Consider the following 15,859-nt stretch of genomic DNA (forward strand, 5'->3'; position numbering starts at 1 on the left):
CTTGTGAAGATCTAAAATATATGTTAATTTGATATACATATGTTTGATGCTTCTATTATAATGGCCTAGGTTCTTGGTTTTGCTAACAAATACAGTAAATTTTTTATGTATAAAATTGTTGTTAATTGATTGTGGTATTTGTATTTATTTCCGTTTTTTTTTATTGTATATATAAAAAACAGGATAGTGCAGGATAGATGTCTTGAGTTGAACATATAACTTTGAAAAGTTAAATATTAACAAAAAAGAGTTAAAAAAAACACAAATTAATTATTTCATCACTTTATAAGCTAACCAAATAATGAAGAGAAAAATTAACTACTATTTATTAATCTTGCCCTTTCTGGTGCTATTTGCCAGTTGTAGCCGAGATGCATTCAATGAGTTCTACGGCCGACCAGATTATCTTGAGGATCCTATTTACCAACAATTGGAAGCCAGAGGTAATTTTAAAAATTTAACTGCTTTAATTGATAAAGCGGGTTATAAGGATATTTTAGGGAAAGCAGGTTATTGGACCATGTTTGCTCCAAATGATGCTGCTTTTGCTCAGTATTTTCAGGATAATGGAATATCTGATGTGAGTAAAATTGATGCGGAAACTGCGTCTAAAATTGTAAAGTATGCTTTAGTATACAATAAATTTAGAACAGATCAGCTTTCTGATTATCAATCTTCTAAAGGGTGGGTTGAGAATAGTGCATTCAGAAGAAGAACTGCTTTTTATGATGGTTTTGTAACAAAAACTATCAATGGTGTGCCAAGAGTAATTGTTGGTTCCAATAGAAATGGATCAACTTATTATGTGTCAGGTGATAACAACAATAAGTATGTTACTTATTTTGCTGATGATTATTTTACAAATCAAGGCTTGTCTGCATTTGATTATAATTTCTTTTATCCAAATACGCAGTATGATGGTTTAAATCTTTTTGACGGAAAGGTGGTTGAATCTGATATCATTGCTGAGAATGGTGTAATTCATGAAATGGATAAAGTATCTCTTCCTAAGTTAAATATTGATCAGTATTTGGAGCAAAACCCTAAATATAGTCTTTTCCGAAGTATATTGGAGGATCACTTGGTGAGTTATATTTTTAATCAAAATGCAACAACAGCATACCGTAATTATACAGGACAGTCTGATGATGTGTATGTAAAGGTATATGATCCAACACTTGCATATGCTCCTAATAATGAGAATTATGTAAAAGCTGAAGATAATGATGGGCAATCGGATGCTTATACTATGATTGTTCCTGAAAATGACACTTTGCAGAAATTTATCAATACTAAATTATTGAAACATTTTACCAGTGTATCTCAATTGCCCGTTTATGTTTGGCAGGATTTGGTTAATGCACACATGGTTCAGGGAGCGGTTTGGCCTTCTAAAAAAGGAAATTATATTAATTATCTAAAAGAAGATTTGAGGTTTGATTTTAATACTGATATTACTGATAAAAAAGTTTTGAGTAATGGGTTCTTTTATGGTTCTAATAAAGTACAGCATTCTGATTACTTTTTTAGTGTATATACTACTGCTTATTTAGATCCTGCTTATTCTTTTGTTACCAGAATATTTAATGATGGTTCAGGGTTTAGAGATTTAATTAGTAATATCCATCAAAAATTCACAATTTTTATTCCTTCAGATGCTGTTTTAAAAAGTCTGGGATTTGATTATAATTTTCTTCGTCAGGAATGGGTGTATATAAATCCTGACAATAACGTCGCAGATGCAGCATCAGCAGCAAGAAATCGTTTAGTTAGAATCTTGTACAATGGTATAGTTTATACACCAAATGATGAATTGAAAGATATTGCAACTACTTCTGGTGTTATTCGTACCGGTGATTTTATACTTCCAGGTGAATATATTAAATATGATCACAATAGAATTCAGGCAGCAGGTAATATTGAGAAAGGTACCTATGCTAATATTGTAGGAAGTGAAGTTCAGGAAAATGGGACAGCTTATTATATTGATAATATTCCTAAGTATGCTGAAAACTTACAAGGAAAAGCGATTGCAGCTTTGGCACCAAATAGTACCTCCCAATTCTATAATTTTTATCAATATTTATTAAATTCAACTATTTATACTGCTGCAACTGGAAAAATTGAAGGGGTAGAGTTGGGAACTTCCTGTACTATTATTGTTCCAAATAATGCCGCAATTGTAAATGCAGTAAAAGCTGGAGAGCTTCCCGGAAATGTAACGACAGGCGTGCCTACTTTTAATCCGACTCTTCAAGGTGATAAGGATAGGGTAGCTGATTTTATTCGTTATCATATCATTATGAATTCAACAGTTTCTAATGACGGATTAATAACTGGTTTGCGCGAAACCTTGAGGAAGGATGAATTTGGAGATAAAACTTTTATTAGCATTACAAGTTCAGGAGGATCGTTATCATTTAAAGATGGAACTACTATTAACTCTGTTGGTGGTATAAATCCTGCAGCTAACTTTATTCCTGCCAGCAGTAATAATTTGGCAGATAGATCCTTAATTCATTTAGTAGATAACTATCTTAAATTCCCACGATAATAATGAAACAATATATATTTAAAATTACTTTTGCCATATTATTATTGGCAGCTTTACCTGCAATGGCACAACAGTCTGCTACAGCTTTATTAGTTCGTGGTCAGGTAATTGATGCAGCTGACAATCAAACTATTCCAATGGTAACAATTGCAGAGCAGGATTCTGATAATCGTACTGTTGGAGGTGTTGTCACTGATGTCGATGGGAATTTTGCTATTCGTGTTAAAAATCCTAATAATAAATTAGTTGTTTCAACAATTGGTTACAAAACTAAAGTTGTATCAATTAATGGAAAAACTACTCTTAAAATTTCATTGGTTTCTACTGTAGAATCATTGAATGTTGTTGAGGTTAAGTCTCAAAAAATGTCAGACAATGGTTTGATGAGTATTGCTGATCGTAACCGTACTACAGCTGCGGTTTCTATAAATGCAGCAGATTTAGAAAATACACAGGCAGCTTCTATTGATGAGGCTTTGCAAGGACGTATGCCTGGGGTTGATATTGTTGCTAATAGTGGGGATCCTGGAGCTGGGATGCAAATTCGTATTCGTGGGACCTCTTCAATTACAGGATCATCTAATCCTTTAATTGTGGTAGATGGCATGCCTTATGAAACTGAAGTTCCTGATGATTTTAATTTTGGTTCGGCTGATGAACAAGGATATGCTTCTTTGTTAAATATTGCTCCTTCTGATATTGAAACCATTACTATTTTGAAAGATGCTGCAGCAACAGCCGTTTGGGGTGCACGTGCAGCCAGTGGGGTTTTATTGATTACTACTAAACGTGGAGGAGTTAGTGCACCAAAAATCACCTATAGTTTCAGAGGAACTTATTCGAAGTTACCGCCAACAATTCCTATGTTAAGTGGAGATCAATATTCTCAATTGATACCGGAAGAATTTATGAATAGAAACGGTGTGCCTTTGAATACGCTTACAGTTAAGGAGTTTCAATACGATCCTCAGGATGTTTATTATTATAAAAATTACAGTCAAAATACGAATTGGATAGATGCCATTACACAAACCGCTTTGACAGGTGATCATAACCTTTCTATGCAAGGAGGGGGCGAGAAAGCAAGATATTTTACTTCTGTAGGATATTATAAGGGTAGAGGTGTTACTATTGGTACCGGTTTAGAAAGATTGAATGCCCGATTGAATTTGGATTATGTAGTATCGGATCGTATTCGTTTTAGAACCGATATAGCATACACTCACTCTGAAACGATGCGTAATTATGTAAATGGTACTAGCGATAGTGGAGATCGATTAAGAGGGGTCGCTTATACTAAAATGCCTAATATGAGTATTTACGAGTATGATGAAATGGGGAATTTAACACCTAACTACTTTACTCCGGCATCTAATGTGCAAGGTACTTATTCTGGTACATATAATCCGGTTGCCATGGGAGAGTACGCTTTAAATACTCAAACAGAAGATCGTATTGTGCCTCATTTTAATGTGAAAGTAGATCTTGTTCCTAATAAGTTGATTTCAACTTTTGATTTACAATTTGATTTTAGAGGTTTAAAAGTTCATAACTTTTTACCACAAAGTGCTACAGGTAGACCGTTTACAGAATCAGTTGTAAACAGAGCAGGAGATTCGGATTCTGATGGTATAGGGATTAATACTAAAACTAATTTTGTTTATACACCAAATATTGGGAAAAATCAAACTTTGCAGGCTTTACTATCATTGCAAACCAATGATTATCGTAACTCAGGGCATTATGCTATGATTACTAACACAGCTTCTTCTTTGCTTACAGATCCATCTGTTCCGGGACGTACAACTACATCAGGGACTTCATTGTCCAATGGGAATGGTCAGTCGCGTAGCGTTGGAGCTTTGGTGAGTTTACAATATGGTTTGTTAGATCGTTATATTATAAACGTAGGTTTACGAGGTGATGGAAACTCTAAATTCGCAGCTAATAACCGTTATGGTTTGTTTCCGTCTATTTCTACCCGTTGGAGAATTTCTGGTGAAAAATTCATGGAAAATTTAAAGAATGTTGATGACTTAAGTATGCGTTTGAGTTATGGTCATTCTGGTAGAGCACCTCGTTTTGATTATCGTTTCTTTAATGTGTATGATAATTATGATACGCAATATTTAGGTTTGAATGGGGTTGTTCCTGCAAATATGGAATTAGCTAATTTACGTTGGGAAAAGTTAATAGGAACGAACTTAGGATTTAATTTACAAATGTTCAATAAGCGTTTGTCAATCGATGCTGAGATTTATCGTAATACAACAAAAGATTTATTGTTTAGAGATTTAGATATCAGTACGGTTTCGGGATATTCTAATATTTCCGATCAAAACGTAGGTAGAATGCAAAATCAGGGATGGGAAATAGGTTTAAATAGTACCCCGTTTAAGTCAAAAAAATGGAGAATAGACTTTAACTTTAATATTTCGGCTAACCAGAATATGATTAAAGAGATCTCAGAATTCTATCCAAGTGAAAGCGGAAATACGGATAGAAACGGACAGTTTAAACGTTTCTTACAGGTAGATAATCCATTTGGTTCGTTCTATGGCTATAAATTCAAAGGAGTTTATACGGATTTAGAAGCTACAAAAGCAAGAGATGCCGCTGGAAATGTGATTATAGGTCCAAATGGTCAGGAAGTGTTTATGAGGTTCAATTATCCAACAGTTGATTATACTTTTCAACCTGGGGATGCAATTTATGAAGACATTAATAAAGATGGTAATATAGACAGTCGTGATGTGGTATATTTAGGAAACAGTAATCCTAAATTGGCTGGTGGTTTTGGGCCGTCTATATCTTATGATAAGTTTAAGATATTAATGTATTTTACTTACCGTTTGAATTATGATATCATTAATGGAACAGAAATGACAACAACCAACATGTATGGATGGAATAATCAAAGTACAGCTGTGTTAGCCAGATGGCGCAACCCTGGTGATGTGACTGATATGCCTAGAGCAGTTTTTGGTGCAGGTTATAACTGGTTAGGTTCAGATCGTTATGTTGAAGATGCTTCTTTCTGCCGTTTACGTTCCGTAACATTGAGCTATAACTTAGGGAAGAAATTGTTGAAAAAGTTGAATTTGGAAGATCTTCGTTTTTGGTTAACTGCTGATAACTTATATACATTTACTAAGTACACAGGTCAGGATCCTGAAGTAAGTATGAGTCCTGGTCCTTTTGGGATAGCAATTGATGGAGATGCTACACCACCTACAAAACGTTTCACATTTGGTCTTTCAACCCGTTTTTAATTAAAAATTAATTGATTTATGCAAACTAAAATAAAAACAATAATAGCCATTTTCATCCTCCTTGTTTCGGCAAGTTCTTGTGATAATTATCTGGATTTACGTCCTGAGAATGGAATTGTTCGAGATGAATTCTGGAAAACCAAAGAGGATATTCAGGCGGCAGTAATAGGAATTTATTCCTCGATGTTGAATTCGCCTCCGGGTGTGGGTGATTTGCCCTTAAGTCAATACTTATTTATGTATGGTGAATTAAGAGGTGATATGTTGCTTCCTGGTCCTAATGTTGAAGAAGATGCAAGAGATATTATGAATGCTAATATCATTCCTTCAAATGAGTTAACATCATGGGCCGCTTTTTACAGAACTATCAATTATTGTAATACCGTAATTGATTTGGCTCCAGAAGTTTTAAATGAAGATCCAACTTTAACGCAAACGCAGTTAAATCATTTTCTTTCGGAAGCTTTAGCAATCAGAGGGTATTTGTATTTCACATTAGCAAGAACATTTAAAAATGTGCCTTTAAAATTAAATGCTACTTTAACAGATAAGGATAATTATCAAATTCCGGTAAGTACGCAGTCAGAAGTGTTTGCTCAGGTAATTAAAGATTTGAAATTGGCTGATGAATATGCTGTGGAAGATTATGGAAATAATGCTTCCAATAAAGGTCGTGTTACCACTTATACTATTAATGCTATGCTTGCTGACGTGTATTTATGGACTGAAAGTTATCAGGAAGCCTACGATGCTACTAAAAAAGTCACTGATTCAGGTAAGTTTGCTTTGATACAAACTTCTGCTTCATCATGGTTTAACAGAGTTTTTGCCGTAGGAAATTCAACAGAGAGCATTTTTGAATTACAATATACAACTTCTAATTTGCCACCATTTTATAGTATCTTTTTGCAAAGACCTCAATTTAAAGCCGGTGGTTTAGTGATGGAGGAAGTGTATGGAATTGATTTTAACGATCCGATAAATACTAAAGATATTCGTGGAGATTATGCTTCTTTAGTAGGTGCAACGGGTACAATTTGGAAATTTATAGGTTTAGATAATACTGATTTCAAAGCTTTGCAGGATTCAGATACGCACTGGTTTGTATATCGTTATGCCGATGTATTGTTAATGCAGGCGGAAGCTTTAGCGCGATTAGGTGATGAAACACAAAACGAAGAACTAGGACAGGCTGCTCTTGATATTATTAGTGATATACGATTAAAACGCAAGGCGTTGGATTTAACTGAACAAAATGTTAGCGCATCTAGTTATAATGAAATTATAGATTATATTTTAGCTGAACGTGCCAGAGAATTAGCTTTTGAAGGAAAACGCTGGTATGATATATTGCGTATTGCTCGTGCCAATAATTATGCGCATTTAGATTTGTTAATTACCCTAGCGGTAAAAACAGCTCCGGCCAATCAACAACAGTCTATTATAGCGAAATTAAGAGATTATAATAGTCATTATTTACCGATTAATACTTACGAACTTTATACTAATAAAGCTCTTGTTCAAAACCCTTTTTACAAATAATAAAAAAATTAAGTCATGAAAAGATTATTAAGATTACCTAGTGTGTGGAGACTTACTTTATTGTTTTTGATCGCTTTAGCTTTTCAAAGTTGTTCAGAGCAAAAAATTAAAGAAAGTACAGATGAAACGTTAAATATTACGGAATATTTAAGAGCTAATCCCGATTATTCGCTGTTTTTAGAAATTTTGGATATTACTAATTATGCTTCTTTTATGAACACCTATGGTACTTATACCTTGTTTTTACCAACAAATGAGGCAGTTGAAGCATATATGAATGATTTAGGAGTGAATTCCTTGTCGGAGATTCCATTACAGGATTTACAGGATTTGGCAAAACTACATATCTTAGAGCAAAAGGTTAGTACTACCGTGTTTACTGACGGGAAAATTCCTACTCCTAGTATGTATGGTCAATTTTTAATTACCGGTGCTGCCAATAATAATGATGTGTCAAGTATAACAGTCAATAAAACGGCTAACATTGTTGTGTCTAACGTAGAATTAGGAAATGGAGTTATCCATGTGATTGATAAAGTATTAAGAGTGGCCAAAAAAACCTTGGCTGAGCAAATTGAAGCAGATCCAAATCTTTCTTTATTTACTGAAGTTTTAAAAGCTACGGGATGGTACGATAAATTAAATCAGCCTGTGGCCTACGATGAGAATAATGTTGCTAGTTATTTAAGTGTTTTAGCACAATCAAACGAAGTGTATAATAATACAACTTGGAAAAAACCTGATGGGCAAACAATAACTTTGAATACATTAGACAATTTAAAATTGAGATATAGTCATTTAGGAGATCCTACTAAAGCGGCAGATAGTTTGAATTTATATGTTCAATATCATATTGTTCCGGGGTTAAATTATTTAGCTGATTTTGCTACTACACCAGTATTTTTAACAAAGGCACCTCTTGAGGTAATTACTTCTAAATTAGTTGGTCAGGATATTTTAATCAATGAAGATGTTTTTAATGGTGTTTTAGAAAAAGGAGTTGGTATTATTAGAGAGCAAAGTGATGAAACTTGTGCTAACGGTGTATTACATTATGTAGATGGAAATTATTCTTTGAAAAAACGTAATCCTTCTCCAGTATATTTTGATTTGTGTGATCAGCCTGAAATGGCAAATAATGTAGCCAATTACCGAAAAGTTGGTGGTGTTACTTTTGGTTTTAAAATGGGTGAAATGAAAGATGTAACCTGGACTGGAAATACTGGGTATCTTATGAATTGGAACCCTTATGGCGGAGGTTACAATGGAGACCTTTGGAATGTTTTCCGTTTCCGTACCGGATCAGGAGGTTTGAATGATGTTGAATTTACTACTCCGGTAATTATTAAAGGACGTTATAAAATTTGGGTAGCCTATCGTTTTTCCCCTGATAGTAAGGCTTCAGGTAATACAAAAGTGTTTTTTGATGGGGTACAAACTTCCAGAATTCTTAATGGGAAAGAACGACCAAATGACCCGGCTAGTACTACAACTGGGGTAGGAGACAGGGTTTTGGAATCGCAAGGGTATAAACGCTATATATTCCCTTTTGTTGCTGGTGATTATTTATATTCCAGATTGGTTGGTATTGTAGAAGTGACCACTACCGGAAGACATAAAATTAAGTTTAATACAGATGCCTGTACAGGTTGTGGTGGTGGTAATGCTGATCAATGGGATATGGTTGAATTCCGTCCGGTAGATATGGATCAGGTTTGGCCAAAATTCCGTAAAGGTTTTAAAACAGCTCCTGGTGTTGCAAATGGTAACGACTTAAATGGCGATTATTTAATATCCAGACAAGAAGCTGATAGAGGGGATAACGGAAATAGTGGTTATTAAAAATTTTAGAGAATATAAATACAAACTAATCAGATAAAGATGATATTATTAAAAAATAACTATAGAAGATTATTTGCTAGTGTTTTGACACTGGCAATAATCTCCTGTTCTAACCCTTGGGATGATCGCGAAAATAATGGCGATGCAAACCTTAGTGTTAATTTGACAGAAGCAATTACTAATACCTCTGATGTTTCGCAGTTCGCAGCTTTATTAAAAGAAACTGGGTATGATAAGGTGCTGGCAGCTTCCAAAACTTATACGGTTTTTGTACCTACTGATGCCGCAATGGCTGAAGTGGACGAGGCTATATTGAATGATGAAGAAGCTTTAAAGCAATTTGTAGCGAATCATATTGCTTTGACGGCTTATTCATCAGTGCGTTCTGAAGATGTTCGCGTTAAAATGCTAAGTAATAAATATTTGGACTTTGAAGGAAGTACGACTATAGATGGTTCGACAATAGTTACTGCCGATCATTATGCAGCTAACGGAGTCTTTCATATCATTAATAAGGCTTTAACTCCTAAATTAAATATCTGGGAGTATGTGAAATCTCAGGAAGGTAATTCGGCTATGGCTGATTATTTATTGAGCTTAAAAGAATTTAGTATTTATGCGTCTGATGCTGATGCTAAAGCTTTGTCTGAATCCAGAGGGGCAGGTTATCAGTCAGATTCATTAACCAATTCTTATTTAAAAAATGTGTATAATTTGAATAATGAGAAAAACAATTATACTTTGTTTTTAATGAAAGATGCTGGTTATACTACAGAGGTTGACAAAATGAAACCGTATACCATTAAAATTACTAATGATGTTACTATAGATTCAACAGCTATTTATGCTCGTTATTATACAGTAAAAGATTTAGCTTTTGCTAAAAAATATAAAAAAGCTGATTTGCCTGCTTCATTAGTGTCAAGATTTGGAGTTGAAGTACCTATTGACCAGACTAAGATTGTAGACGAAATTCATTTAAGTAATGGGATTGTTTATATCATGGATCAGGTGGATGTGCCTGTTGAAAAACGCTTGTTAACCAGAATAATTGAAGGAGAAAAAAATAGGAGTTATTTTAATTTTGGCAGGGGAGCCTTATCTTACCGTAACAGAATTGATCCATTCGGTGTTTTATTCGATGATATTATGGTTCAAAATCCAGGGGCTGCGCTTCCAATTATAAGTTATAGTGCTAGTGAATGGTACAGTACGACTTATAAAGTTTATTGGAGAGCAGTAAATGATATACAAACAAATACTTTCCAACAGTTTTTGAGTATAAATGGTAATTCTCAAGTTGTTAATAATGTTACTACTGCAACAGAAAAATACAAAGATTTTTCATACACTACTGTTCCGGTTAAAAATTATGGTGAAGTTTATTTAGGAGAGTTTACCTTGGATAAAGCGCGTGATCTTAATTTTATTTTATTAGTAGGTGCTAATACTGCCACAAACGGGAATAACTCCCTTACTTTGGATTATTTGAAATTTGTTCCTGTTCTTAAATAACATCTATAAAAAAACAGTTATGCTAAAAAATATAAAAATAAGCTGCTTAGCGGGTCTTTTTTTTGCCGGTGGTCTTTATGTACCAATGTATGCGCAGGAATCTCAAAAGCCAGAAACTACAGCAAATACAATTATAAACAATAAAATAAAAGGAATTCTGATAAAAGGGGTAGTGAAAAGTGCCGCGACAAAACAAGCCTTATCCGGAATCAATATCTCTGTAGAGGGGTTTTCGGCTGCCATTACTAATGATGACGGAAGTTTTAAAATTAAAGTGCCTAATCTAGAAACACTACTTAAAATAAGTGGTGAAAATTATCAAACCGAAGTTTATGCTTTAAGAAATCAGGAAGAAGGTATTGAGATTTATTTGAGTGAAGCTAATTATGCACCAACGTATCAAATGGCAAATATGGCTCAGGGCTATAAAATGCAATATGATAATACGCATGCGGCTACTGTAGTTGACTTTAGTAAAGACCAATGGTCTAACCCTGTGAATGAGTCAGTGGGTGGTTTTCTTCAGGGTAAAGTTGCAGGTTTGAATACGGTTCGTAATTCAGGTACTCCTGGGGTAGGAACTTATTTATCACTTCGTGGAATGACCTCTTTATATGGGACTAATAAACCATTAATTATTGTAGATGGAATGATTTATGACGATGAGGATTACGGTTCAGGAATTATTCAGAATACTTCTTCATCACCATTAGCTAATATTGATGTAAAAGATATTGAGGATATTACAGTAATCAAAGACGGAACTTCATTATATGGAACCAAAGGAGCTAATGGAGTAATTAAAATTACAACCATTAGACCTACTGAATTATCAACGAAGATTGATTTTACTATGTATGGTGGAGTGAATCAGGCTCCGGATCAATTACCATTATTAGGGGCTAAAGGATATCGTACTTATATGTCTCAATTAGAGTCAAGCAGAGGTTTGACACAATCTCAGATAGCGGCCTTGCCTTATATGAATGATACAGAAGGTTCCGCAGGATATTACACTTATCATAATAATACCAATTGGCAAAATGAAGTTTTAAAATCCAGTGTAAATCAAAATTATTTCCTTAAAGTAAGGGGAGGTGATAATATTGCTAAATTTGGTCTTTCTGTTGGTTATTTGGATAGTAAAGGTACAGTTGAACAAACAGAAAGTAAGCGATATAGCACACGTTTGAATGCAGCATTACGTTTGACTAACAAATTAACAGTGGATGCTAATTTGTCTTTTGTTCAAAATCAACAAAATCAATGGAATCAAGGAATGTCATTTACAAGTCCTTTATATTTAGCCTTAACAAAATCGCCATTACTTGCAAAGCAATTAGTTGATGATGCCGGTGAGGTTTCTCCGAATTTAGCTGACGTTGATTATTTTAATGTGGGTAATCCAAATGCCATTTTAGAAAATGGTTTTGGTTTGAATAAGAACTATCGTTTCTTTGGAGATTTAAAATTTACTTATGCTTTAAATAATTCTTGGGATATTAATACCATTTTTGGTATGACTTATAATAAAGAAAGAGAAACTTTCTTTGTCCCAGACTATGGTATCGCTTCTTTTACTTTGCCAACAGCAATTGGAACAAATCAATCCGGTAGTGAGGTTCAAATTTATAAAAGTGTTTATACGGATACCTATGCTAATTATATCAAACATATTAATAATGATCACAATATTAATACACGTTTTGGAATTAGAACTCAAAGTAATAAATCTGAAACGGATTTAGGTTTGGGGTATAATTCATCAACTGACGATTTTACTACTGTAGGGGCAAGTTCCAGTTTATTACGTCAAATAGGCGGTTCGTTAAATGAATGGAATTGGTTGAATATTTATGCCAATGCGGATTATAATTTTCGTAACAAATATTTCCTAACTACTAATTACGCAGTGGATGGTTCCAGTCGTTTTGGTGATAAAAGGAATGGTGCTGATAAATACGCATTAATGTCATCATTATCCGGTGCCTGGATGATTTCTTCTGAAAGTTTTATGAAGAATTTCAAAGCGATTGATTATTTGAAATTGAGAGCCAGTTATGGTTTTAGCGGAAATGATGATGTAGGTAATTATGCGGCTCAACAATATTATGTGTCTCAAAACTTCCTTGGAATGCAAGGTTTGGTAAGAGGTAATATAGCAAATCCAAATTTACAATGGGAAACTGTTAAGAAATTTAATGTAGGTGCGGATTTTGGAATTTTTAACGAGAGATTAAACGCTTCTTTGGATTACTTTTCTAACAGAACACGTAATATGATCGTTATGCAATCCATAACAGATGCAACTGGTTTTGATTTTATACCTACTAATAGTGGCTCTATGAAAACAACTGGTGCTGAATTGGCTTTAAAAGCACGTGTTGTTAAATCAACTGATTTTAATTTTGATTTGGGTGTTAACTTGAGCCGTTATAAAAATGAGATTCAAGGTTTGCCAGACGGTGATATTCTAACTCAGTTTGGAGGAGCTACGTATTTAACTTCAGTAGGAAAAGATGCTAATTTATTCTATGGCCTAAAATCATTAGGTGTTTTCAGTACTACTGCTGAAGCGAGTACTTCTGGATTAAGCAGACGATTGGTAAATGGTGATGTAGTTCCTTTTGGTGCCGGAGACATTCACTATGCAGATAGGAATAGTGATAATATTATTGATGATAGTGACCGTATGGTAATTGGTAATCCTAATCCGGATTTATTCGGTAGTGTTTCTGCTAATTTTACTTACAAACGTTTTAGTTTACAGGCTTTGTTTAATTTTTCTGTTGGGAACGATATCTATAATGGATTGCGTAATAATTTAGAAGGAATGAGTGGTTATGAAAACCAAACTGCGGCTGTAGCTAATCGTTGGGTTGCTGAAGGGCAGCAAACAGATATTCCTAAAGCGACATGGGGAGATCCTATGGGGAATGCAGATTTCTCTAGTCGTTGGATTGAAGATGGTTCCTATTTAAGATTGAAAACTTTAGTTTTAGGTTATGATTTTAAAGTGAATGATGCCAATTATGTGAAATACATCAAGCTTTATGCAACTGCAAATAACTTATTTACTTTTACCAAGTATTTAGGGTATGATCCGGAGTTTAGTGCTACTTCATCGATCCTTGGTCAGGGAACAGACATTGGTTTGGCACCACAGTTCAGAACACTTCAGTTAGGATTGCGTTTAGGACTTTAATTTTAATTCAAGAAAAAATTTACAGATGATAACAATATTAAAAACAAAAACTACTAAAGGAATGATATCAATAGTGTCGGCAATGACACTATTGTTGAGCCTTGGTTCTTGTCAGGACTTTTTGGACGTACAACCGGAGGATAAATTGGCAGTAGAACAGATGTATCGAAATGTAAATGATGCCGATGCAGCTGTATTAGGGATTTATGGTAAATTTATGGGATTGGCAAAAAAATACGTTGTTCTAAATGAAATGCGTGCTGATTTGATGACCACTACCGCCAATTCGGATCCTTATTTGAAACAATTGTCTGAGCATAATGAAACAGTGGATAATCCTTATGTGAGTCCTAGAGATTTTTATGAAGTAATTCTTAATTGTAATGATGCTCTTAAAAATTTCGACATCATGCTTGCCGAAAAAAGATTTACTCAGGAGCAATATAATCATCGTTATTCGGATATTGGATGTATTCGTTCATGGGTTTATTTACAGTTGGGAATCCATTATGGTAGTGTTCCTTATATTACTGAACCAATTGAAAATATTGAGGATGTTAAAAATATTTCTATGTATCCAAGAATGCCATTTGATCAATTGATTGAAAAACTGGTTGATTTTACTGAAAATTTGCCTTTTAAGAAGCCTTATCCAGCAGGGACAAATTTAAGAACATCAGTTGATGGGTACAGCACAGAATATTTCTTTGTTAATAAAGAATGTTTGTTAGGGGATTTAAATTTATGGAAAGGAGATTATCTTATGGCAGCTTCTTACTATAAAAAAGTTTTAGAAACAGCTACAGGTGCTGCATCTTCGGCTTATTTATATGATAAATATCGTCTAAGTTGGTCTGCTTCAGATTTAATGGTAACTTATACTCGTGCACAAGATGCTACGTCTTTGTTGAATACTGAAACTTCTGGTTGGCGTTCCATTTTCTCAAGACCGTATGATGCGCAATGGTCTTACGAGTGGATATGGTCATTACCTTTTGATAGTGATTTTGCTCCTGCCAATCCATTTATTTCTTTCTTTTCTAAATCTTCAGGGAATTATTTAGCCAAACCATCACAAAGTGCAATTGATAAATGGAATTCAGAGACTCAGGCTAATGGAATTCCTTATGATGCTCGTGGTCCTAAATATACCTATAAAATGGTAGGCAATGACCCTGTTATTATGAAATATTTGTTTAAGTATGAGGCTGCTGCTGATCCATTTAAAACTGAAGGTGACTGGTTCTTATATCGAGCGGCTAAATTAACTTTACGCTATGCAGAAGCAGCTAACAGAGATAATGAACATAGGGTTGCTGATGGTATTTATAACAGAGGAGGGATTAGAGGTGCTTTTACCAGACCAGGTTTGAATACAGGTACAGCTGATGTAACTAACGAAATGCAGACACATAAACCATTTCCATACGATTTTAAATGTCGTGAAGGTCAATATCCTTATTATAGAGATGATTGGTATCGTGCGTCTCTTGGAGTACGTGGTAGAGCTAACTTAATAAAGAAAGAAGTAGTAGGAGATAGTTTGATTTCTATAGAAAATAATTTAATTGACGAGGCAGCATTAGAGTTAGCTTACGAAGGAAATCGTTGGGAAGACTTAGTGCGTATTGCAAGACGTAGAAACGATCCTTCCTTCTTAGCAGATAAAATTTACGATAAATTAAGTAAAGAAGGAAATGCGGAAGCTGCCAATGTAAAAGCTAAATTAATGAATCCAAATAATTGGTATTTGCCTTTTAATTGGTAATTCGATTTTAATTTGTAGTAAATAAAACCGTTCTGAGATTTGCACTGCCCCCAAAAAGTTAGACACTATTTGGGGGTATTTTTATGGAAAGAAAAGTCAAGTATGGTTATGATTTTAAACTTCGATGTGTAAATGAAGTTTTAAAAAAGCATCAAGCAATA

Annotated in this window: 7 protein-coding genes; all 7 read left to right on the forward strand. The window is 34.2% G+C overall.

What is annotated here, in order from left to right; all coding sequences use genetic code 11:
* Nucleotides 1-301: 301 nt before the first annotated feature.
* The 7 genes from AAEO59_RS07710 to AAEO59_RS07740 are packed head-to-tail and all read left to right on the forward strand — an operon-like array spanning nt 302 to nt 15,698.
* A complete protein-coding gene (locus tag AAEO59_RS07710) occupies nt 302-2,554 on the forward strand; it encodes a fasciclin domain-containing protein (RefSeq protein ID WP_341700156.1) in 2,253 nt (750 codons plus the stop codon).
* 2 nt (nt 2,555-2,556) lie between these two features.
* Nucleotides 2,557-5,826 (forward strand): SusC/RagA family TonB-linked outer membrane protein, encoded by a 3,270-nt coding sequence (locus tag AAEO59_RS07715; protein WP_341700157.1) that lies wholly within the window; start codon nt 2,557-2,559, stop codon nt 5,824-5,826.
* A gap of 18 nt (nt 5,827-5,844) precedes the next feature.
* A complete protein-coding gene (locus AAEO59_RS07720; RefSeq protein WP_341700158.1) occupies nt 5,845-7,368 on the forward strand; it encodes a RagB/SusD family nutrient uptake outer membrane protein in 1,524 nt (507 codons plus the stop codon).
* 15 nt (nt 7,369-7,383) lie between these two features.
* The gene (locus AAEO59_RS07725) at nt 7,384-9,210 is read left to right on the forward strand and encodes a fasciclin domain-containing protein (protein WP_341700159.1); all 1,827 of its coding nucleotides are present in this window, start codon (nt 7,384-7,386) and stop codon (nt 9,208-9,210) included.
* Nucleotides 9,211-9,249: 39 nt separating this feature from the next.
* Nucleotides 9,250-10,725, forward strand: a complete 1,476-nt coding sequence (locus AAEO59_RS07730; RefSeq protein WP_341700160.1) for a fasciclin domain-containing protein — start codon at nt 9,250-9,252, stop codon at nt 10,723-10,725.
* A 19-nt stretch (nt 10,726-10,744) separates the two neighbouring features.
* Nucleotides 10,745-13,930 (forward strand): SusC/RagA family TonB-linked outer membrane protein, encoded by a 3,186-nt coding sequence (locus AAEO59_RS07735; RefSeq protein ID WP_341700161.1) that lies wholly within the window; start codon nt 10,745-10,747, stop codon nt 13,928-13,930.
* Between the two features lie 25 nt (nt 13,931-13,955).
* Nucleotides 13,956-15,698, forward strand: coding sequence for a RagB/SusD family nutrient uptake outer membrane protein (locus AAEO59_RS07740; protein ID WP_341700162.1), 1,743 nt, complete (start codon nt 13,956-13,958; stop codon nt 15,696-15,698).
* The last annotated feature ends 161 nt before the right edge of the window (nt 15,699-15,859 follow it).

The sequence above is a fragment of the Flavobacterium flavipallidum genome (genome assembly GCF_038289905.1).
Taxonomy (GTDB): domain Bacteria; phylum Bacteroidota; class Bacteroidia; order Flavobacteriales; family Flavobacteriaceae; genus Flavobacterium; species Flavobacterium flavipallidum.

Bases quoted from the DNA above. Each gene is read 5' to 3' on its own strand.
- AAEO59_RS07710 (WP_341700156.1), top strand. From the start codon at position 302: ATGAAGAGAAAAATTAACTACTATTTATTAATCTTGCCCTTTCTGGTG.
- AAEO59_RS07715 (WP_341700157.1), top strand. From the start codon at position 2,557: ATGAAACAATATATATTTAAAATTACTTTTGCCATATTATTATTGGCA.
- AAEO59_RS07720 (WP_341700158.1), top strand. From the start codon at position 5,845: ATGCAAACTAAAATAAAAACAATAATAGCCATTTTCATCCTCCTTGTT.
- AAEO59_RS07725 (WP_341700159.1), top strand. From the start codon at position 7,384: ATGAAAAGATTATTAAGATTACCTAGTGTGTGGAGACTTACTTTATTG.
- AAEO59_RS07730 (WP_341700160.1), top strand. From the start codon at position 9,250: ATGATATTATTAAAAAATAACTATAGAAGATTATTTGCTAGTGTTTTG.
- AAEO59_RS07735 (WP_341700161.1), top strand. From the start codon at position 10,745: ATGCTAAAAAATATAAAAATAAGCTGCTTAGCGGGTCTTTTTTTTGCC.
- AAEO59_RS07740 (WP_341700162.1), top strand. From the start codon at position 13,956: ATGATAACAATATTAAAAACAAAAACTACTAAAGGAATGATATCAATA.